The sequence below is a fragment of the Erythrobacter sp. 'gip.4 top 5' genome, assembly GCF_056495765.1.
The window spans coordinates 1,891,034-1,910,562 of sequence record NZ_CP200270.1 but is presented as its reverse complement, the minus strand read 5'-3'; the positions used below and the strand labels follow the sequence as shown (position 1 = coordinate 1,910,562).

Sequence of the window (19,529 nt, the reverse complement as noted above, 5' to 3'; positions counted from 1 at the left end):
ACATTCAACTCGCCCTGGAAGGCCAAGCCGGCAAAAGTGAGATTGCTGCTGCCAACGAAACCAACCTTGGGATTGATCGGGTCGGGCCGGTGCAAAAGATACAGTTTGGCGTGAAGTGGATGGCGAAGGAACAGTTTGACGACAACTTTCCCCGCGCGGATTTGGCGTGCCAGACGCCGCAATCCGGCTTCGTCGCTGTTGGTCGGCGTGCCAAGCGCAAGCTGCGCCTTGAATTCCTCCGCCAGTTCTTTTTTGAGTTCGAGCGCACGGGCATTGTCTATTCCGTCATCATGGAACGCAGTTGCCAGTTTTTCCCGCAAACCTTTTTCAGGTGACTTGTGCATTCCGACTAGAAGGCGACAAGCATTACCATCCTGACCAGACCAACCTTCGATGTGTTCGTCAATTTTGCTCCAACCACGCAAATTGAAGTAACCGACACAAAAGTCAGCACGCTCTGAGACTGACAAGACTTTGCTCAGTTCAGGCAATAAAGCATTGTCGATGTTGTCAAAAATTCTCGGCATAGATTGCTTACTCGGGATTTAGCGGTGATTCCCTGCCTAACAGCAGCGGCTGGATTGGAGAAGCGAGATGATAACGCGCATAACGACGCTCGCCGGTGCGGATCAGCGCTCCTTTTTCAACTAGGTCGGCAAGATCGCGTGTCGCGGTCGCCAGGCTGGCTCCGGTGATTGTCCGGTAGTTTCCGGCGCTCAAACCGCCATCGAAGCCATCCGGCCCTTCACGAAACATGCGGATCAACGCCTTTTCCTGCCGTTCGTTGATCTCGCCCCGCAATCGATCGAGCAGCCGCGTCTTGTCGATCAGGAAACGGATGCGAGTAATCGTCCGTGCCTGCGCCTCAATGACAATATCGGCAAACCATGCCAGCCAGGCATCAATGTCGTTGTTCTGGCTGCCAAGCTGAAGCGCGGTGTAATAGGCTTTGCGGTGCCGGTGGATCGTTTCCGCGAGTGCCGTCAGCGTCGGGGCGGACAGGCTTTGCGCCAGTGCCTTTTCCGCAATGGCGCGCCCGATCCGGCCATTACCGTCTTCAAACGGGTGGATGCTCTCGAACCACAAGTGCGAGATGGCGGCGCGGGTGATCGCCGGAAGCGGGTTCGGTGACGAAGGCGCGCTGTCGTTGAACCATGCGATGAAGCGGGACATTTCTATCGGAATGACATCCGAGGGCGGAGCCTCGAAATGGACACGCGGCGCGTGGAGCGCGCCCGAAACGATCTGCATCGCGTCTTCATGCGTCCGGTAGCGCCCGAAATCTGCAATATCCCGACGTCCGTTCATCAGCATCGCGTGCCACGAGAACAGGGTCTGATCGTCGAGCGACGCAGCATGGTTGCGATAGACATCGGCCATGAGTTCGGCGGCCCCGGCCTCCGCTGCACTTGCGCGGCGCTGGTCGGCGGCAAAGCCGAGGTGCCTTGCGAGCGACGACTGGACACTGGCGCGGTCGAGGATTTCGCCCTCAATGGCGGAGCTATCGACGACCTCCTGCGATATAAGTTCGATGGTCAGGCCATCGCGCTCATCGGCGTCAAGGTGATGCAGCGCACCGACGACAACGCCGGAGCCTTTCAGAAATTGCTCTTCTGCCGCGCGGATGCGATCCGCGTCGAAGCGGAAATCAGGCCAGTCGGGAAGTTGCCAATTCCAGCGCATGATCGATAGACTACCTTTCTATCGATCACGATATAGGCCAATTATGATGGATAAAGCGATAGCCAATCAATCACCAAAGGCATATTGTCGCTTCGCTCGGTCAATTTGTGGCGATGGCCGCAGCCCGGACGGGCTGCAAAGTGCCAGCATGACAATTTCGTTCGATTGTCATTTCGCGCAGCGGAGCGCGGGACGTGCGACCCCAGGCGATCCGCTGATGCAGGCTCCTGTCCCTCGTGCGGTGGACTTTTCGGAGCCTGCTATCATGGATGGTGCGGGCGGTGGGAATCGAACCCACACTCCTTGCGGAACGGGATTTTGAATCCCGCGCGTCTACCAATTCCACCACGCCCGCGCTGCGAGAGGCCTATAGCGAGCCGATCAAAATGTGCAATGTCAAAAGCGAACTACTCACCCTATTTCGTTGGTTTCACAACCTTCTTCCGTGCGGCAACTGGTGCGGGTCGGGCTTTCCGAACATTGACAGCAGACGCGTCAATATTGTTCTTTAGATGACGCCCGTAGTATTTTTCGATCATTTCAACACTTGTTCGGCAGTTCTTCGCGACCTGATAAATGTCTGCGCCTTCGAGCAAGCGAAGGCAGATATAGGTATGCCGCAAACTGTAGCAGGTGCGGATATGCCCATCGCGGTCGAATTTCAGATTCAGTTCGTCTAGAACAGTGTTCATCAACTCGCGCGGTGATTTGCCGAACACGCGGTCGGTCGGTTTGAGCTGTTTGCGCTTGCGAACCCGCTCGAACGGCAGGATCGCACCCGGCATCGACTTGCAATAGCCTACGCCGCGCTTGCCGCGCACTTCAATCTCCAGGATCCGCTCGCCCGTCGATTCGTCGTCCACGATCTTGACGTCGCGCAGCTCAAGCCGCGACGCCTCATCCGGACGCAGGCCGGTGTTCCCCATGAACAGAACATAATCGTGGAAGGTCTCACAGACTTCGCGCCAGCGCGGCTTGGGCGGGTTTTTCGCCCGCTCGCGCGTCGCCTCGTAAAGCATCCGGTATTCCTCGGGCGAGAACCAGGCGCGATGCTCCAGCTTGCCGGAGGTCTTGTAGGGCGCGGACATATCAGGGATCGCCGGAATCCAGCCCTTGCGATTGGCGGTCTTCAAAATCTGGCGCAGCGTCACGATCTCGTGGTGCAGGGTCGCTCGGGCGGGCCGCTTGGGTTTGCCGGTCTTCACATCCATCCGCGACGACTGACGGTGCAACCGATACTCCTGCACCTTGCCAGCGGTGATGTCCTCAAGCGCGGTCTCGCCAAAGAACGGCATGAGATGCACCCGGATGATGTCGGACTTCGATTTCACATATCCGGCGTTGCGCTCGCCGAGGGTGATGACCTCGAACTCATTGGCGAAGGCGGTCGCGGCATCCTCGAAAGTTGGGCCGGTCGGCGTGCGGGGTCGCCCAGTTCTGGCCGACCGGTCGATCGGCAAGTCGGGTTCGACATTTTGTGGCTGGGCGGGAGCGCCAGCCAAGCGGACGCCACCGCGTCGGCGTTGGCGATCTTCGACGCACCGCTCCATGTACCAGTCGCGGGCAAAATCCTTGGCAGCGGCGAGGCTGGTTTCCTTGGTAGTCTGCCGATGATTGCGGCTGCCAAGGTAGGTCGCGCACTGCCAGAAACGGCTGCCCTCACGCCGGTAAACGTGGAGCGCCCCATCCATCAAAACATGGCTTTCAGCGGGCATTTCGAAAACTCCAAAATGTGTAAGACTTGTGTAAGTCTTTTTCGGAGTCTCGACCTTAGCTAAACCATTGGTTTTGCTGGATAATTGCCTACTTTTCTTAGGTATAACCCAATTTTGAGTCGAGCGCGTCTACCAATTCCACCACAGGGGCGCCGGATCGGGTGCGCAGGCTGTTAGCGAGGTGTGCGGCCTGCATCAAGCCTGCTGATGCACAAACCGTAGCAATGTTTCACGCGAAACATTGGCCTAAAGGGGGTCTAGCAGGGGTCTAGCAGGGGTCTAACCACAAGCTAGACCCGCCAAACCGGGGTCTGACAGCGCGTCAGCCCCGCCTGATCCCTATCGCAGTGCGCCCGCCAGAAGCTTGTGCAGCTTGGAATGCAGCGCATCATTCGCCGCCAGGACCTGCCCTGAATGGATCGGTTCGGACCGGCCCCGGAAATCGGTGACAAATCCGCCAGCCTCGCGGACGAGCAGGCAGCCTGCCGCTGTATCCCAGTCGCTCAGACCGCTTTCCCAGAACCCGTCAAACCGCCCTTGCGCCACATAGGCCAGATCAAGCGAGGCTGCACCGAACCTGCGGATCCCGGCCACTTCAGGGCCGATCGCGCCAAAAATTCGGCTCCATTCGGCAAAATCGCCGTGACCAAAGAACGGCACGCCGGTCGCCACCAAGGCATCGGCCATGCGTGAGCGGGCCGAGACGCGCAGCCGCGCATCCTGCAACCATGCGCCGCGTGACTTTTCGGCCCAGAAGGTCTGGTCGGTGATCGGCTGGTAAACCACGCCCGCGACCACATCGCCCCATCCGCTGCCATCAAGCTTGGGTTCCTGCGCGGCGATGCTGATCGCAAAATGCGGGATCCCGTGGAGGAAGTTGGTGGTGCCATCGAGCGGATCGACAATCCAGCGGGGCATACCGGGATCGCCTTCGATCACGCCCGCTTCTTCCATCACGAAGCCCCAGCCCGGACGGGCGGCGAGCAATTCGTCATAGAGCATGCGCTCGGCGCGGATATCCGCCTTGCTGACAAAATCGGCCGGGCCCTTGCGGCTGACCTGCAAATGTTCGATTTCACCGAAGTCGCGGCGCAAACGCCCGCCCGCTTTACGCGCGGCGCGTTCCATGACGCGGATCAGACCGGAAATAGCTGCCATGATCCGCGCTCAGTTCGCTTTGCCAACATAGGCTTGCTCGTACACATCGACGATGATGCGCGTGCCGCTGCCGATATGCGGCGGCACCATGATGCGCACGCCGTTGTCGAGGATCGCGGGCTTGTAGCTTGACGAGGCGGTCTGCCCCTTCACCACCGCGTCCGCTTCGACGATCACGGCTTCGATCTGCGACGGCAGTTCGACAGAGATCGGCTTTTCGTCCCACAATTCCAGGTTCACCTGCATCCCGTCCTGAAGGAACGGGCGGGCATCGCCGAGCAGATCGCCGGGCAGCGAAATCTGTTCGTAGGTGTCGTTGTCCATGAACACGAGATCGTCACCCTCGGCATAGAGGAACTGGTGTTCCTTGGTGTCGAGCCGTACGCGCTCGATCGTATCGGCGCTGCGGAAGCGCACATTGGTCTTGCGGCCATCCTGCAGGTTCTTCATTTCGACCTGCATGTAGGCCCCGCCCTTGCCCGGCTGGGTGTGCTGGATCTTGGCGACCTTCCAGATGCCCTTTTCATATTCGATGATATTGCCGGGGCGGATATCGACGCCGCTGATCTTCATGGGGCTGTGGGCCTTCTGCTTGACGATAAATGGATTAGCGGGCGCAGCGCCTGCGAGGCGCGGACCCGGAAATGATGCGCGCCCATAGCCGAGCCCGCCGGTCCGGGCAAGCGCAGGCACATGTGCCACAAATGGGCACTTCCATGCCACCGTAGCCGAAAGGCGTGGCCAGTTCGCGTGCTGGCTGGTAAAGGCCGCGCCATCATGAAGACGCGTTACGTATTTCTGCTATTTGTCAGCGCCGCAGCGGCAGCGGCGTTTCTGCCGGGCAGCGCGCAAGGGCAGGATCGCAACGCCTCACGCCCGCGAGGAAGCCCGACTAGCGGCACGCTCGGTATTCTGCAGCACGGTGAGTGGCAATGCGCGCTGCCGGGCGATGCCGGCGGCGAGGCCTTTGTCGAGGTTCCGGCAGAAGCCTTCCGGATCGGCACGGCCTCAAGCTACGAAAATCGTGACGGCAACGGGATCTACCTGCTGCGCGGCACCGAACTTGTGTTCACGCGCGGCCCCAAAAAGGATCAACGCTTCCGGGTGCGCGGCGAGAACACCATTCAGAAACTGAACCCAGACCGAAGCCTCAGCAAGCTGATCTGCACGCGGGTGGGCACCAGCAGATAGAATTTTGGTGCAGACGGGGATCGTGGCCGACCCGCTGCGTCCGCTAAAGCTGCTGCTAATTTAAAAGCCGCCGTTCGGCAATCGACCCCATTGTCGCCATTGATCGCGATTGGTAAAACATTGGAATGGAACCCATAGGTTACAATATTCGTGATCCGCGTCCGATAGCGCGTGAAGCCCCCTACACCTACTTTTTGCCGTCACCGGCTGAGATTGCCGCTGTGAGCAAGGGCGACATTGTGATGCTGATATTCAACTATCCCCATCAGATTGAAAAATGGGGGACGGAACGCATGTGGGTGATCGTTGACGAAGCCAATGACGAGGCACTTCGAGGTTCTCTCGACAATGACCCTGATGAGCCAACATCTCCTCTCAAGGCTGGCGATGAGGTAGTGTTCTGGCGCCACCAGATTATCAGTATCAACTGGAAACACCCGGATTCGTCCCCGCCATCAGCCGAATATCGGCAATACTGGGATCGCTGCCTCATCGATCAATGCGTGCTGGACGGACTAGAGCCAGTTGAATACCTATATCGCGAAGAACCAGACATGGCCGCCATTGGCGATAAGTATCCTGACAGTGGCTGGCGCATTCGCGGTCGAATGGGATCAGCGACTGACGTTGAGATCGAAGAGCGCGAAGCTGCCTATGTTGCTATCGGTGCCGTGCTAAATTGTGATGATAGCTGGATAGCATGGATCGACTCGCCCGTAGGCACCTCTCTGGTGCGTGATTTCAGCACTAACGAATACGTTCTGGGCGACTAAAGACTATAAGCCGCCATTCAGCAATCCACCCAACTCCGGGCATTCGTGTCGGAACGCAAACCGCCCGAAAGCCGGCAAACCGCGCGCCGAAGCCACCTAGGGAAGCCCCGGTCTCTACTCCCGCATCGCTTTCGCAAAAGCTTCAACCGCAGCAACCTCATCGCCGTTCCACACCGCGCCTGACACGGCGAGGAAATCCACACCGGCTTCGATCAGCGGCTTGCAATTGTCCGGCGTGATCCCGCCGATGGCGACGCAGGGGATTTCAAAGATCGACGTCCACCACTGCAACAATTCCAGATCGGGCACCTCGGCGTCCGGCGCCTTGTCCTTGGTGGTGGAGGGGTAGAACGCGCCGAAGGCGACGTAATCCGCCCCCGCTTCGCCTGCGTCCATCGCCATGTGGCGGCTGGCGTGGCAGGTGACGCCGATCTGCGCCTCGCGGCCCAATTCCTCGCGCGCGTCCCGCGGTGAGCCGTCGTTCTGGCCCAGATGCACGCCGTCCGCCTTCAACCGCTTGGCAAGCGACACCGAATCATTGACGATGAACGCCACATCATGCGCCGCGCAGATCGCCTGAAGCGGCTCTGCCAGGGCGGCGGCTTCGTGGCTGTCGATGCCCTTCACCCGGAACTGGAACGCGGTGACAAGCTGGCTTTTGGGCCCCTTGCCCGCCACCAGCGCCCGTTCAAGCCGTTGCGGAAAATCGCCATCCACTTTGAGTGGGGAAATGAGATAGAGCTGTGTTTGGATCATGGCCGCGCTCGCTAATCCTTCCGAGCGGTGCTGTCACCTGTTCACCTGCGCAAGGCCGCCTTCAGACGCTCGCGCTGGCGATCTGTTCAATGGCCTTGCCCAGCACCGTGTCGAACTCCGTATCCGACTGGGTCTTGCGCAAATCCTGAAGCAGCCCGCGGCTGAAGCTGGCGATCATGCCGGGGTTCTGGGCCAGGCGAGTGCAGGCATCGTCGGTCGAAAAGCCGCCGGACAGCGCGACGACGCGCAGCACTTTGGGATGCCGGGTCAGCGGCGTGTACAGGCCCGCCGTAGCCGGGATCGACAGCTTTAGCATCACCTGCTGGCCTTCGGGCAGCGCATCAAGATGCGCGTTGATTTCAGCGAGCAGCATCGCCTCGCCTTCCACCCGGTCTTCGGCGGTGATGTCGTATTCCGGCTCGATGATCGGCATCAGGCCAGCGGCGATGATCTGCTGGGCTACCGCGAACTGCTGGGCGACCACGGCGGCGATACCGGCGGTGTTGGCGGACGTGATGACCGAACGCATCTTGGTGCCGAACATGCCGTGCGCGGCCGATTTTTCCAGCAGCGCGGCCAGCTTCACTATCGGCTTCATCAACTGCACGCCGTCCGCTTCATCGGCGAGGCCTTCGTCCACCTTGATGAACGGCACGATCCCGCGCGCCTTCAAGGCGTTCGCGGTGGTCTGGCCGTCCACTTCGCCGTCCATCGTGCGTTCGAACAGGATCGCTCCGATCACCTTGCCACTGCCAAAGCAGGGCGAGGTGATGACGCGGGCGCGCATTGCGTGGATCGCCTGAAACATTTCGTCTTCGCCCGACCACTCGCCGTCGTCCACGCCGTAACCGCGCAGCGCCTTGGGCGTGGAGCCGCCCGACTGGTCTAGCGCGGCAATGAAGCCCTGCCCCGTGGCGATGCGATCAGTCATTTCACGGGTGTTCATTGCGGCGTTCTCCAATGGCGCGAAAGCGGTGCGTGATGCGGCCCTTTGGGGAGCGATGCATAGGTATGCAAATCCCCCTTCCCGAGCCTTTAGCCAGCCATTGCGAATGCTGCAACCGCGAAGGCGGACACAAGGCTGTCAGCGTTTGGAAAGACGCCGGATGATGCCGGTAAAGCTCAGGGCCGGTTGACCATCGCCCGTGACGATCCCGCGAACGAAAATCGTCTTCCCGCCGCCCCGCGTCACCTCGCCCCGCGCCTCGACCAGTGCGCCATCGGCCACCGAACCCAGGAAATCCCCAGAAAGGTTCATCGTCACCGCGTGATCGCCATTCAGAACATCGGTCGCAATCGCGAACAGCGCAAAATCAGCAAAGGTCATCAGGCATCCGCCGTGCATGAAGCCGCCGCCGTTCATGTGACGCGCCTCGGCACGGAAGGCGCTCGTGTAAGAGCCATCATCCTCGCGCCGGTAAAAGAACGGACCGGAGCGGGACTCGAACGGATCGCCCTGCCAGTAACGCCACCCGGCAAATTCACCGCTCTGCATGACGCTCAACGGCCCGTAACTGGTTTCGACGGCCTCGCTCATGATTACTTCCACAATTGCAGGCGGCTGAGTGACGCTGCCAGTCCATCCGTTTGATCCAACCGCCCAAGGCTGCACTCGGCCAGTTTCCATCCGCCGATCGCGCCTTTGCGCCACAGGTCGGTCACCAGAAAGCCGCCGCTCCAGACTTTGGGACCGAGCGCCAGTTCGAGTTCCGCGCCGGCCACGAACCATGCGCTTTTTCCGTAAGGGCGCACAATCACTTCGCGGAACGTAAAGCGCGTGCAGGTGAAGCCGCGCTCCATCGCTGCAAGAAAGCTTGGCCGATCAAGCAATTGTGGTGGCACGCTGCCAACCAGCATCATGAAATCGCGGGCGATCAGCTTCTTCATCGCCTTGGCATCGCCCGCCACCCAGGCGCGCATCATGCCGAGCGAGAGCGCCTCAATTTCCGCAGAAACCTCCGCCACGCTATGCTTCGAGAGCGGCCACGCCCGGTAGCTCGCGACCTTCCATCCATTCGAGGAACGCGCCACCAGCGGTTGAGATATAATTGAAATCATCGGACGCACCGGCCTGCGCCAGCGCCGCCACCGTGTCGCCGCCGCCCGCTACGCTGATGAGCGATCCTTCGAGGGTCAATGCCGCCGCGGTGCGCGCCAAGGCGACTGTCGCCGCATCGAAAGGCTCGGTCTCGAACGCGCCCAGCGGCCCGTTCCATACCAGCGTCCGGCAAGTTTTGAGCACATCGGCAAGCGCTTCGACCGCCTGCGGACCGAGATCGAGGATCATTTCATCGGCCTCAACCTCATGGACGTTGCAGGTGCGCAAGCTCGCCGGATTGGCGGCGAACTCCTTGGCCACCACGACGTCATAGGGCAGGTGGACGGTGCAGCCTGCCTTGTCGGCTTCATCCATGATCCGCGACACCGTGTCGGCCAGATCATGCTCGCACAGTGATTTGCCCACATCGACACCGCGCGCGGCAAGGAAGGTGTTGGCCATGCCGCCGCCGATGATGAGATGCTGCACCTTGCCCACCAGATGTTCGAGCACGGCCAGCTTGGTCGAAACCTTGGCCCCGCCAACAACGGCCGCGACTGGCTGTTCCGGCGCGCCAAGAGCGGCATCCAGCGCTTTCAACTCGGCTTCCATCGAGCGCCCGGCATAGGCGGGCAGGAAATGCGCCAACCCTTCTGTGGTCGCATGGGCACGGTGCGCCGCGCTGAAGGCATCGTTGACGTAAAGCGTGCCATGCGCGGCAATCGCTTGCGCCAGATTGGGGTCGTTCGCTTCCTCGCCCGGCCAGAACCGGGTGTTATCAAGCAACCCTATGTCCCCGGAGCGCAAGATGGTGCCGACCGCCTGCGCCACCACCGGCCCGGTGATCTCAGGGATGAACATCACTTCCTTGCCCAGCACCTCTTCAACATCGCCCACCACCATGCTGGTGGACAGCATGGACGAACGCTGTCCGCCCGGCCGCCCGAAATGCGCCAGCATCAGCACCTTGGCTCCGCGCCCCGAGAGTTCGAGGATCGTCGGCTTCACCGCCTCCACCCGCGTCACATCGGTTGCCGATCCATCTTTCATCGGCAGATTGAGATCGACACGCACCAGTGCCACCTCGCCGGTGAGATCGGCGGGCAGATCATCAAGGGTTTTGAATGTGGCCACGGTCAACTCCGCTGGTGAAATCGGATCAAAGGAACTTCGCCATCACTCCAGCGGTGTCGATCATGCGGTTGGAGAAGCCCCATTCATTGTCGTACCAGCTGACCACGCGGGCAAGCTTGCCGTCCATCACGCTGGTTTCGAGACTGTCGACAGTAGAGGACGCCGGGTAGTGATTGAAATCGCTGGAGACCAACGGTTGATCGGTGAAATCGAGCACGCCCTTCATCGGCCCGTCAGCCGCCGCCTTCAGCGCGGCGTTGATTTCCTGCGCCGTGGTATCGCGCGAAGGGGTGAACACCAGATCGATCAATGACACATTCGGCGTGGGCACACGCACCGACGATCCATCGAGCTTGCCCTTCAATTCAGGCAACACCAGCCCCACCGCACGCGCAGCGCCAGTGGTGGTTGGGATCATGTTCTGCGCGCCTGCACGGGCACGGCGCAGATCGGAATGGATCTGGTCAAGCATCCGCTGATCGTTGGTGTAACTGTGAATCGTGGTCATGAAGCCACGTTCAATCCCGATGGTGTCGTTCAGCACCTTGGCAACCGGTGCGAGGCAGTTCGTCGTGCAGCTCGCATTGGAAACGATCATGTCTTCGCCCGTCAGCGTTTCGTGATTCACGCCATACACGATGGTTTTGGAGACGCCCGTGGCCGGCGCGGAGATCAGCACACGCTTGGCCCCGGCCGCCAGATGCGGACGGCTCGCTTCGTCAGACTGGAAGAAGCCGGTGCATTCCAGCACGATGTCCACGCCCATGTCGCCATGCGGCAGTTTGCCGGGATCGCGTTCCTTGGTCACGGCGATGCGCTTGCCCTTGACGATGATCGCATCACCATCGGCGGTCACTTCGCCGTCGAACCGGCCATGGACCGAATCATAGGCAAACAGCAGCGCGTTTGATTTGGCATCGGCCAGATCATTGATCGCGACCAGTTCCAGATCGTGATCGGTGCGTTCGAGAATTGCGCGTGCAACAAGCCGGCCGATACGGCCAAAACCGTTGATGGCAACTTTGGTAGCCATAAGAAGTGCTCCTGTTTAGCTGTTCAGTTTGTTCAGGATTTGCGGGACGATTTTGTCGACGGTAAAGCCGAAATGGGCAAACAAATCGCTCGCCGGAGCCGAAGCGCCGAAGGTGTCGATGCCGATAGTGAGGCCGCCGGTGCCGGTGTACCGCTGCCATCCAAAAGTGCTCGCCGCCTCAATCGAAACGATCAGAGCGTCGGACGGGAGCAGGTCCGCGCGGTAAGCGTCCGGTTGTTCGTCAAACAGTTCGGTGCAGACCATTGATACCACATCCGCCCCGATGCCTTTGTCTTCGAGCTTCGCTGCACAGGCAAAAGCGAGTTCGACTTCCGATCCGGTCGCCACGAACACCACCTTGCGCGCCGCACCGGCTGCCTTGATCCGATAGCCGCCCTTGGACGACAGGTTCTCACCCGGCTCCAACCGCAGCTGCGGCAGGTTCTGGCGGGTGAGCGCCAGCACAGTCGGCCGGTCGTTCTGACGCAGGGCAATGTCCCAGCACTCGGCGGTTTCGACAGCATCGGCGGGGCGCATCACCAGCAGGTTCGGCATGGCGCGAAGCGAGGCAAGATGTTCGACCGGCTGGTGAGTCGGCCCATCTTCGCCCAGTCCGATGCTGTCATGCGTCATCACATAGATCACGCGGTCGTGCTGCAAGGCGGAAAGACGGATGGCACCGCGAGCATAATCGGTGAAGACCAGGAAGGTGCCGCCATAGGGGATCACGCCGCCGTGCAGCGCCATGCCGTTCATGGCCGCAGCCATGCCGAATTCACGGATGCCGTAATAGACATAACGGCCCGCATAATTGTCACGGTTGAAGGGGCCGATGCCGCCCGCCAGCGTGTTGTTCGATCCGGTCAGGTCGGCGCTACCGCCGATGGTGTCGGCCAGCATCGGGTTGAGCGCACCTAGCGCGATTTCGGACGCCTTGCGGGTGGCAATCTTCTGCGGCGCGGCCATTAGACCGTTGATATGCGTTTCCAGACTGAAGTCTTCGGGCAGGTCGCCCGCCATGCGGCGTTCAAAGTCCGCCTTGTGTGTGCTGGCTTCAAGCCGTCCGGCCCAGGCGCCGTGGGCGGTGCGCCCTGGCTCTCCTGCCATGTGCCAATCAGCGGCGATTTCGGGAGGGATCTCGAAAGGCTCGGCGCTCCAGCCCAGCGTTTCGCGGGCTGCGGCGATTTCCGCCCCGCCCAGCGCCGCGCCGTGCGTGGCGCTGGTGCCCTGCTTGTTGGGCGCGCCCTTGCCGATGATGGTGCGGCAGGCGACCAGCGAGGGGCGCGGATCGGCCTTGGCTTCCTGCAACGCCCGTTCGATATCCACAAAATCATGGCCATCACATTCGGTCACGTGCCAACCGGTTGCGACGTAGCGCGCCTTGATGTCTTCGGAGGTTGAGAGGTTGGTCGCACCATCGATGGTTATGCGATTGTCATCCCACAACACGTTCATCCGCCCGAGACCGAGGTGTCCGGCAAGGCCAATCGCCTCGTGGTTGACGCCTTCCATCAAGCAGCCATCGCCTGCGATCACCCAGGTGCGGTGATCGACCAGATCGTCGCCGTAGATCGCATTAAGGTGCCGTTCGGCCATCGCCATACCGACCGCCATCGCAAGCCCCTGACCCAAGGGGCCGGTGGTGCACTCGACGCCTTCGAGCATGAAGTTTTCCGGGTGGCCTGCGCACGGGCTGCCAAGCTTGCGGAAGTTGCGGATGTCATCGATCGTAGGTGCGGCATAGCCGGTGAGGTATAACAAGCTGTAGATCAGCATTGAGCCATGACCGGCGCTCAGCACGAAGCGGTCACGATCAGCCCAGTGCGGCGCCGCCGGATCGAACTTGAGATGCCCGGTAAACAGCACTGTCGCCACGTCGGCCATGCCCATCGGCATGCCGGGGTGCCCCGAATTGGCCGCTTCGACCGCGTCCATCGAAAGCGCGCGGATGGCATTTGCCATCGGTTGAAGGCGGGCGGGATCCAGGCTAATCGGCACGAAATTCTCCTGCTTCAGCGGCATTCCTCGCAAAGTGCGGGGCGCTGGCCGATCCGGTTTTCCGGTGAGAGCCGCGCAAGAAGCGCGCGATTCGACCCCGGTCGCGGTGGGCAGTGCCATTGCCGAGCCCAAGGGGGAGGTCAACCATGCGCACGCAAAGCGTCGCTCTATCTCGCCCGCGAAGGCGCCGCCCACTTATCAACAGCCCTGCCCAAGCCTTTGCGTGCCATGCATTCTGTTGGTATCGCTCAAGGCCATGAACGCCGACCGCATCGCCACCGCGCTTGCCCGCATCGAAGCTGCGATCACCCGCATTGACGCGGCGCGCAATGCAGATGCCGGCATCGAAGGCAAGACCGCCGCTGGCCCTGCACGGGTGGTCGAGCTGGTGAATGTGCACGAAAAGTTGCGCGAACAAGTCGCGGAAAGCCTGCGCGAACTTGATGACATCCTTATCAAGCTGGAAGACTGACCCGCGATGAGCACTGACCCGCGATGAGCAACGTCACGCTTGGCATCGGCCCCAAAACTTATATCGTCGCCTGCGCCGATGGCGAGGAAGCGCATATCGAGGGTCTTGGCGCGATGATTGCCGAAAAATATGCGCTGCTTGGGGCGGCGCGCGCGCCGTTGGAAGCGCAAAATCTTCTGTTTGCGGCGCTGTTCCTGGCCGATGAATTGGCAGAGGCGCGCAAATCGGCAGTGCGCGCGACGGATGCATCTTCGTCGGAAGCAGACACGCACGAAACCAATGTGCTGCGGGCAACGATTGCCCAGCTTGAAAGCGATCTCGAAACGGCACGCAAGAACGCCGCGAATATTACGCCCGATACGTCAAACCTGGCCGTGGATGAGTGCTCCGATGGCGCGGCTTTGGCCGAACAGCTTGAAGCGCTGGCGGCCCGTATCGAAGCCAGTGCAGCGGCGCTTGAAGCCGGGGCCACAAACGCCTAGATATGTCTGTGGCGGGACTGCCCGGCACGAGCCGATTGAACATCCCTGAGGCTATAAGTAATCCAAATGGGAGCTGTCCCTGCCCTTGTTTGCTGGTTCGTCCGGAAAACTTGGGCATATGGCGCCCACCTGACGTAAAACGCGTCAGAGGATTTCTAGCGCAAACGACCCATGGTGGTTCCGTCACACCTTTTCTTGAAGTTCCTCGCTCACGCGGCCTACGGGCCGCATCGCTGCGGGCGCCCGGTCGGGCTTGCGGCCCTGTAGGCCGGTCACCGCTTTAACACTGAGGTTGCAGAGCGCGTGCCCACAAAATCCGAACTCCGCGCCACATTGCGCGCTGCCCTCAAGACGCATGTCGAAGCCCTGCCCGATCAGATCCGCGGGTTGCTGTTTCATCGCCCCCCTGCGCCTGTCCTTACCCGCATCGCGAAAGATGCGGTGATCGGCCTTTATCACGCAGGGGCATGGGAGGCGCCGACGGGCGCCTATGCACGGTTTTTCCATGAAGCGGGACACATTATCGCCCTCCCCCATTTTGCTGCGCGCGATGCGGCCATGACCTTTCGCCAGTTTGATGATCCCCACGGTGAAAGTGATCTTGAGGTCGGCCCTTTTGGAATGCTGCAACCTTCGGCCAAGGCTGACGCTGTGATCCCCGATGTCGTGTTCGTGCCGCTGATCGGTTTCACCCCGGCGCTGGAGCGGCTTGGACAGGGCGGCGGGCATTATGACCGCTGGCTTGCGGAACATCCGCCCAGGCTGTCCATTGGGATGGCGTGGGACAGGCAAGCCTGTGACGTCCTGCCGACAGAACCCCACGACGTGGCGCTAGATGCCATTGTCACCCCCACACGGATTTACGGAAGCCTCTGATGCGCGAAACCCCGACCTGGCGAATCCCTTTTGGCATCATCGGCCTGTTCGTCCTGCTGATAATCTACGGCGTAGTGATCGCGCGCTATGCCCCCAGCATCATAGGAAACTGGTCGGGCGGCGCACAGACGGTGGTCTATGTCGTCCTCGGCCTGATCTGGCTGCTGCCGTTGAAGCGTTTTCTGATCTGGATGGAAACCGGCCACTGGAGCGCGGCGGCTGCGCTGCAGGCAAAGAAAAAGGCGGACTAAAGCCCGCCTTGATCTGTGCCGTAACGGCGTTCCTAGGGACAAGTGGCGCGAGTGACGGGACTTGAACCCGCGACCTCCGGCGTGACAGGCCGGCGCTCTAACCAACTGAGCTACACCCGCACATCTTGTCCTTTCGAGCGTTCCGGCGTTGCCGTGCCGCTCGTGGAGCAGCGCCATTAGGGCGGTCGCTTCGGGCTGTCAACGCCCTCAAAACCCCCCTGGCCCAATATTTTTCCTCAATCCACCAACAGCAACGCCGGGGTCTCGATCAGACGCTTGATCCCTTGCACAAAGCTCGCGGCATCATGGCCGTCAACCACACGGTGATCGCACGAAATCGAGATGTTCATCAGCTTGCGCTTGGCGATTCGCTCGCCCCCCACACCGTCGGAAATGAACATCGGACGCTCGATAATGCGGTTGGGGCCGATGATCGCGACCTCGGGCCGGTTGATCACCGGCGTTGTCGCAACACCACCCAAGGGGCCAAGCGACGTGATCGTCAAGGTCGAGCCGGAAAGCTCTTCCGACGTTGCCTTGCCGGTGCGTGCGGCCTCGGCCAGACGGCCGATTTCGCGGGCAAGCTGCCACAGGTTGCGGCTCTGCGCATCGCGGATCACGGGCACCATCAACCCTGCATCGGTCTGCGCCGCCATGCCCAGATGCACCGCGCCGTGGCGAGTCACCACACCGGCCTCGTCATCATAGCGCGCGTTGATCATCGGAAAATCGGGCACCATCTTGCAGATCGCAGTGATCAGCAGCGGCAACAGGGTCAGCTTGGGCCGGTCGCCGCGCGCGGCGTTCAATTGCGCGCGCAGTTCTTCAAGCGCGGTGACATCGCATTCTTCCACATAGGTGAAGTGCGGGATGTTGCGCTTGGCGGCGGCCATGTTCTGGGCAATGCGCTTGCGCAGGCCGATTACTCTGATCGCTTCGTCTTCGCGGGCTTTACCTGCAGCGCCAAAACCGCTTCCCGCGTTGTAAGCGAGGAAGGCGTCGAGATCACCATGACGCACGCGGCCATCTTCGGCTGCCTTTACCTCCGCCAGATCAACCCCCAAATCGCGCGCGCGCTGGCGCACGGCGGGAGAGGCCAGCACCTTCGCACCGGGTTTCGGTTCGGGTGCAGGAGTTGGAGCGGGGATCGGCTGCGGGTGAGGATCGGCCGCATGCGCGTCATCCGCATCCGATGCGTCAGGGTTTTCAACCTCAATGCGTTCGGCCACGGTTTCCGGCGTCGGCGCAGACGCACCATCGGCGCCATCGGCGTCCGACATGTCGTCCTCGATCTGCCCGGCAGCCGCTTCGGCGTCTTCTTCCGAGGCTTCACCCTCGCCTTCGACCTCGATTACCAACAGCATCGCGCCGATGGCGATGGTGTCACCCACCTCGCCTGCAACCGCAATCACCGTACCGGCAACCGGGCTTTCGATGTCGATCGTGGCCTTGTCGGTCATCACGTCGACCAGATGCTGGTCTTCCTCGACCCGGTCACCGACCTTCACGTGCCATTCGACGACTTCCGCCTCGGCAACGCCTTCGCCCACGTCGGGCATATTGAATGTGAACTTGGCCATTGTCGGGTCAGTCCTTCAGAAGCTTGTCGATCGCCTCGCCGATGCGGACGGGGCCGGGGAAATAGGCCCATTCGAGACTGTGGGGATAGGGCGTGTCGAAACCGGTGACGCGTTCAACCGGCGCTTCGAGGTGGTAAAAACAGCGTTCGGTCACGAGCGCGGAGAGTTCGGCACCGAACCCGCTGGTGCGGGTGGCTTCGTGGACGATCAGACAGCGTCCGGTCTTTTCCACCGAAGCCTCGATCGCCTTGATGTCGAGTGGCACCAACGTGCGCAGATCGAGGATTTCGGCATCCACGCCCTTCGCCTTGCACACGGCTTCGGCCACATGGACCATCGTGCCATACACCAGCACGGTCAATTCCGCGCCCTCACGAACGGTCCGCGCCTTGCCGAGCGGGATCTTGTAATACCCTTCCGGCACGACGCTGCCTTCATGCTTCTTCCACGGTTCAACCGGCTTGTCATAGAAGCCAGAGAACGGCCCGTTGTAGATCCGCTTGGGCTCGAAGAAGATCACCGGATCATTGTCTTCGATGGCCGCAATCAGCAGCCCCTTGGCATCATGCGGCGTTGCTGGGATCACCGTCTTGAGGCCAGCAACGTGGGTAAACAGCGCCTCCGGGCTCTGGCTGTGGGTCTGACCGCCAAAGATGCCGCCACCAAAGGGCGAGCGCACGGTGAGCGGCGCAATGTAATCACCCGCCGAGCGGTAGCGCAGGCGCGCCGCTTCCGAGATCAGCTGATCGAGTCCGGGATAAATGTAATCGGCAAACTGGATTTCCGGCACGGGGCGCAAGCCATAGGCCCCCATGCCCACAGCCGCCCCGATGATCCCACACTCGCTGATCGGCGTATCAAACACGCGGTTCTTGCCGTGTTTCGCCTGAAGGCCAGCCGTCGCACGAAACACGCCGCCGAAATAGCCGACATCTTCGCCCATGATCACCACATTGGGATCACGGGCGAGCATGATGTCGAGCGCTTCGTTGATCGCCTCAATCATGTTGATGCGGCGTTCTGTCACAGCCGGTTCGGTCACGGGTGCCATATCCTCGCTCATCCGAAGGGCCTTTCGCTACCGAATTTCGTGATGCGTTCACGGATCGCCTGGTCGGCTTGTTCTTCGAGGTTCCAGGGCAACTCTTCGTAAACATCTTCAAACATGGTGTGGAACGGGTGGTGGAGGCCGTGGCCGAGGATGCCGTTCTTTTCGGCTTCCTTGGTGGTCGCCTTCACCAGTTCGGCGCAATCGAGATCCATCGCCGCCTGACGCTCTTCGTCCCATTCGCCCAGCGCGATCAGATGATTCTTGAGACGAGTCACCGGATCGCCCAGCGGCCACTCCTCGCGCTCCTGTGCGCTGCGGTAGCCGGAAGGATCATCGGAGGTCGAATGTCCTTCCGCGCGGTAGGTGAAGTATTCGATCAGTGTGGGGCCATGATTGCCGCGGGCACGGTTCGCGGCCCACTGTGCGGCGGCATAGCAGGCCAAGGCGTCATTGCCATCCACCCTGAGCGCGGCGATCCCGTGACCCAGGCCGCGCGCCGCAAAGGTGGTCCGCTCGCTTCCGGCAAAGCCTGAGAAGCTTGAAATCGCCCACTGGTTGTTGATGACATTCAGGATCACCGGCGCATTGTAGACGGCCGCAAACGTGCAGGCGGCATGGAAATCACCCTCGGCCGTGCTGCCCTCACCCACCCAGGTCGCGGCGATGCGGCTGTCGCCCTTGATCGCCGAAGCCATCGCCCAGCCCACGGCTTGGGGGCATTGGGTGGCAAGGTTTCCGGAAATGCTGAAGAAGCTGTGCTCGCGGCTCGAATACATGATCGGCAGCTGACGGCCCTTCAGCTTGTCAGCCTTATTTGAATAGATCTGGTTGATCATTTCGAGCAGCGGGTATCCGCGCGCGATCAGGATGCCCTGTTGCCGGTAGGACGGGAACACCATGTCATCGCTGGCCAGCGCCATCGCGGGTGCGATCGAGGTCGCCTCCTCGCCCGTGCACTTCATGTAGAAGCTGGTCTTGCCCTGACGCTGCCCGCGGAACATGCGTTCATCAAATGCGCGGACCATCGCCATGTGGCCCAGCATCGTGCGCAGGGTTTCGGGATCAAGCCGCGGATTCCATGGCCCATGCGCCTGATTGTCATCGCCAAGAACACGGATCAGACCGTAGGCCAGATCGGAAATCGCAGAGGGGTGCACACTCTCATCGGGACGCGGCGAGGCGCCCGGTTCACCAATGTCGATATGCGAAAAGTCCGCAACATCGCCCGGCCTGTAGCGCGGTTCGGGAACATGCAGCGCAAGCGCTGGCTGATTGCTGTCCGCCGGTTTCGCTGGTTCGGCCATCCATGTGCTCTCCGCTTGCGCGCACCGGGCCGTG

20 protein-coding genes, 2 tRNA genes, 1 other RNA gene and 1 pseudogene are annotated in these 19,529 nt (G+C 61.1%); 7 read left to right on the top strand and 17 right to left on the bottom strand.

Annotation, left to right across the window (positions count from 1 at the left end; genetic code table 11):
• Positions 1-2: 2 nt before the first annotated feature.
• The 6 genes and pseudogenes from ACRANW_RS09145 to efp all read right to left on the bottom strand — a co-directional run.
• Positions 3-344 (bottom strand): annotated as a pseudogene (locus tag ACRANW_RS09145) (phospholipase D-like domain-containing protein); the annotation flags it as partial.
• 190 nt (positions 345-534) lie between these two features.
• On the bottom strand, positions 535-1,683 hold the full coding sequence (locus ACRANW_RS09140) for a Fic family protein (protein WP_479431494.1): 1,149 nt from the start codon (positions 1,681-1,683) through the stop codon (positions 535-537).
• 270 nt (positions 1,684-1,953) lie between these two features.
• Positions 1,954-2,038, bottom strand: a tRNA-Leu gene (locus ACRANW_RS09135).
• 61 nt (positions 2,039-2,099) lie between these two features.
• The gene (locus ACRANW_RS09130) at positions 2,100-3,398 is read right to left on the bottom strand and encodes a site-specific integrase (protein WP_479431493.1); all 1,299 of its coding nucleotides are present in this window, start codon (positions 3,396-3,398) and stop codon (positions 2,100-2,102) included.
• A gap of 339 nt (positions 3,399-3,737) precedes the next feature.
• On the bottom strand, positions 3,738-4,556 hold the full coding sequence (locus ACRANW_RS09125; RefSeq protein ID WP_479431492.1) for an inositol monophosphatase family protein: 819 nt from the start codon (positions 4,554-4,556) through the stop codon (positions 3,738-3,740).
• A gap of 9 nt (positions 4,557-4,565) precedes the next feature.
• Positions 4,566-5,129, bottom strand: coding sequence for an elongation factor P (gene efp / locus ACRANW_RS09120; protein WP_479431491.1), 564 nt, complete (start codon positions 5,127-5,129; stop codon positions 4,566-4,568).
• A 204-nt stretch (positions 5,130-5,333) separates the two neighbouring features.
• On the opposite strand from efp, the gene ACRANW_RS09115 reads away from it, so the two are divergent.
• Together ACRANW_RS09115 and ACRANW_RS09110 are read left to right on the top strand one after the other, a co-directional pair.
• Positions 5,334-5,747 (top strand): elongation factor P, encoded by a 414-nt coding sequence (locus ACRANW_RS09115; RefSeq protein WP_479431490.1) that lies wholly within the window; start codon positions 5,334-5,336, stop codon positions 5,745-5,747.
• A gap of 125 nt (positions 5,748-5,872) precedes the next feature.
• Positions 5,873-6,520 carry an immunity protein Imm33 domain-containing protein gene (locus ACRANW_RS09110; protein WP_479431489.1) on the top strand — a complete coding sequence of 216 codons (648 nt, stop codon included), beginning with the start codon at positions 5,873-5,875 and terminating at the stop codon, positions 6,518-6,520.
• A 114-nt stretch (positions 6,521-6,634) separates the two neighbouring features.
• Here the strand turns inward: ACRANW_RS09110 and thiE are convergent, their stop codons facing one another.
• The 7 genes from thiE to tkt all read right to left on the bottom strand — a co-directional run bounded on the left by thiE (position 6,635) and on the right by tkt (position 13,443).
• Positions 6,635-7,276, bottom strand: coding sequence for a thiamine phosphate synthase (thiE, locus tag ACRANW_RS09105; RefSeq protein ID WP_479431488.1), 642 nt, complete (start codon positions 7,274-7,276; stop codon positions 6,635-6,637).
• A 61-nt stretch (positions 7,277-7,337) separates the two neighbouring features.
• Positions 7,338-8,222, bottom strand: coding sequence for a fructose bisphosphate aldolase (locus ACRANW_RS09100; RefSeq protein WP_479431487.1), 885 nt, complete (start codon positions 8,220-8,222; stop codon positions 7,338-7,340).
• A 138-nt stretch (positions 8,223-8,360) separates the two neighbouring features.
• Entirely contained in the window at positions 8,361-8,813 is a 453-nt protein-coding gene (locus ACRANW_RS09095; RefSeq protein ID WP_479431486.1) for a PaaI family thioesterase, read from the bottom strand.
• A gap of 2 nt (positions 8,814-8,815) precedes the next feature.
• Positions 8,816-9,241 (bottom strand): nuclear transport factor 2 family protein, encoded by a 426-nt coding sequence (locus tag ACRANW_RS09090; protein ID WP_479431485.1) that lies wholly within the window; start codon positions 9,239-9,241, stop codon positions 8,816-8,818.
• A 1-nt stretch (position 9,242) separates the two neighbouring features.
• Complete coding sequence (locus ACRANW_RS09085; RefSeq protein WP_479431484.1) at positions 9,243-10,448, bottom strand: phosphoglycerate kinase; 1,206 nt, start codon at positions 10,446-10,448, stop codon at positions 9,243-9,245.
• Positions 10,449-10,473: 25 nt separating this feature from the next.
• Positions 10,474-11,481, bottom strand: coding sequence for a type I glyceraldehyde-3-phosphate dehydrogenase (gene gap / locus ACRANW_RS09080; RefSeq protein WP_479431483.1), 1,008 nt, complete (start codon positions 11,479-11,481; stop codon positions 10,474-10,476).
• Between the two features lie 15 nt (positions 11,482-11,496).
• Positions 11,497-13,443 carry a transketolase gene (tkt, locus tag ACRANW_RS09075; RefSeq protein ID WP_479433908.1) on the bottom strand — a complete coding sequence of 649 codons (1,947 nt, stop codon included), beginning with the start codon at positions 13,441-13,443 and terminating at the stop codon, positions 11,497-11,499.
• A gap of 292 nt (positions 13,444-13,735) precedes the next feature.
• Here tkt and ACRANW_RS09070 point away from each other — a divergent pair, with 292 nt between their 5' ends.
• The 5 genes from ACRANW_RS09070 (at position 13,736) to ACRANW_RS09050 (ending at position 15,560) form a co-directional block, all read left to right on the top strand.
• On the top strand, positions 13,736-13,951 hold the full coding sequence (locus tag ACRANW_RS09070; RefSeq protein ID WP_479431482.1) for a hypothetical protein: 216 nt from the start codon (positions 13,736-13,738) through the stop codon (positions 13,949-13,951).
• A gap of 23 nt (positions 13,952-13,974) precedes the next feature.
• Positions 13,975-14,433: a cell division protein ZapA gene (locus tag ACRANW_RS09065; RefSeq protein ID WP_479431481.1), complete on the top strand. Its 459-nt coding sequence runs from the start codon at positions 13,975-13,977 to the stop codon at positions 14,431-14,433.
• Positions 14,434-14,444: 11 nt separating this feature from the next.
• Positions 14,445-14,618: non-coding RNA, 6S RNA (gene ssrS / locus ACRANW_RS09060), on the top strand.
• A gap of 118 nt (positions 14,619-14,736) precedes the next feature.
• Positions 14,737-15,309 carry a 5-formyltetrahydrofolate cyclo-ligase gene (locus ACRANW_RS09055; RefSeq protein WP_479431480.1) on the top strand — a complete coding sequence of 191 codons (573 nt, stop codon included), beginning with the start codon at positions 14,737-14,739 and terminating at the stop codon, positions 15,307-15,309.
• The gene (locus ACRANW_RS09050) at positions 15,309-15,560 is read left to right on the top strand and encodes a DUF2842 domain-containing protein (RefSeq protein WP_479431479.1); all 252 of its coding nucleotides are present in this window, start codon (positions 15,309-15,311) and stop codon (positions 15,558-15,560) included. The genes ACRANW_RS09055 and ACRANW_RS09050 overlap by 1 nt, the downstream gene beginning before the upstream one ends.
• Before the next feature lie 43 nt (positions 15,561-15,603).
• Here ACRANW_RS09050 and ACRANW_RS09045 read toward each other — a convergent pair.
• The 4 genes from ACRANW_RS09045 to ACRANW_RS09030 form a co-directional block, all read right to left on the bottom strand.
• Positions 15,604-15,680, bottom strand: a tRNA-Asp gene (locus ACRANW_RS09045).
• A gap of 116 nt (positions 15,681-15,796) precedes the next feature.
• A complete protein-coding gene (locus ACRANW_RS09040) occupies positions 15,797-17,140 on the bottom strand; it encodes a dihydrolipoamide acetyltransferase family protein (RefSeq protein ID WP_479431478.1) in 1,344 nt (447 codons plus the stop codon).
• 7 nt (positions 17,141-17,147) lie between these two features.
• Complete coding sequence (locus ACRANW_RS09035) at positions 17,148-18,203, bottom strand: alpha-ketoacid dehydrogenase subunit beta (RefSeq protein WP_479431477.1); 1,056 nt, start codon at positions 18,201-18,203, stop codon at positions 17,148-17,150.
• The gene (locus tag ACRANW_RS09030) at positions 18,200-19,495 is read right to left on the bottom strand and encodes a thiamine pyrophosphate-dependent enzyme (RefSeq protein ID WP_479431476.1); all 1,296 of its coding nucleotides are present in this window, start codon (positions 19,493-19,495) and stop codon (positions 18,200-18,202) included. The genes ACRANW_RS09035 and ACRANW_RS09030 overlap by 4 nt, the downstream gene beginning before the upstream one ends.
• Positions 19,496-19,529: the final 34 nt, after the last annotated feature.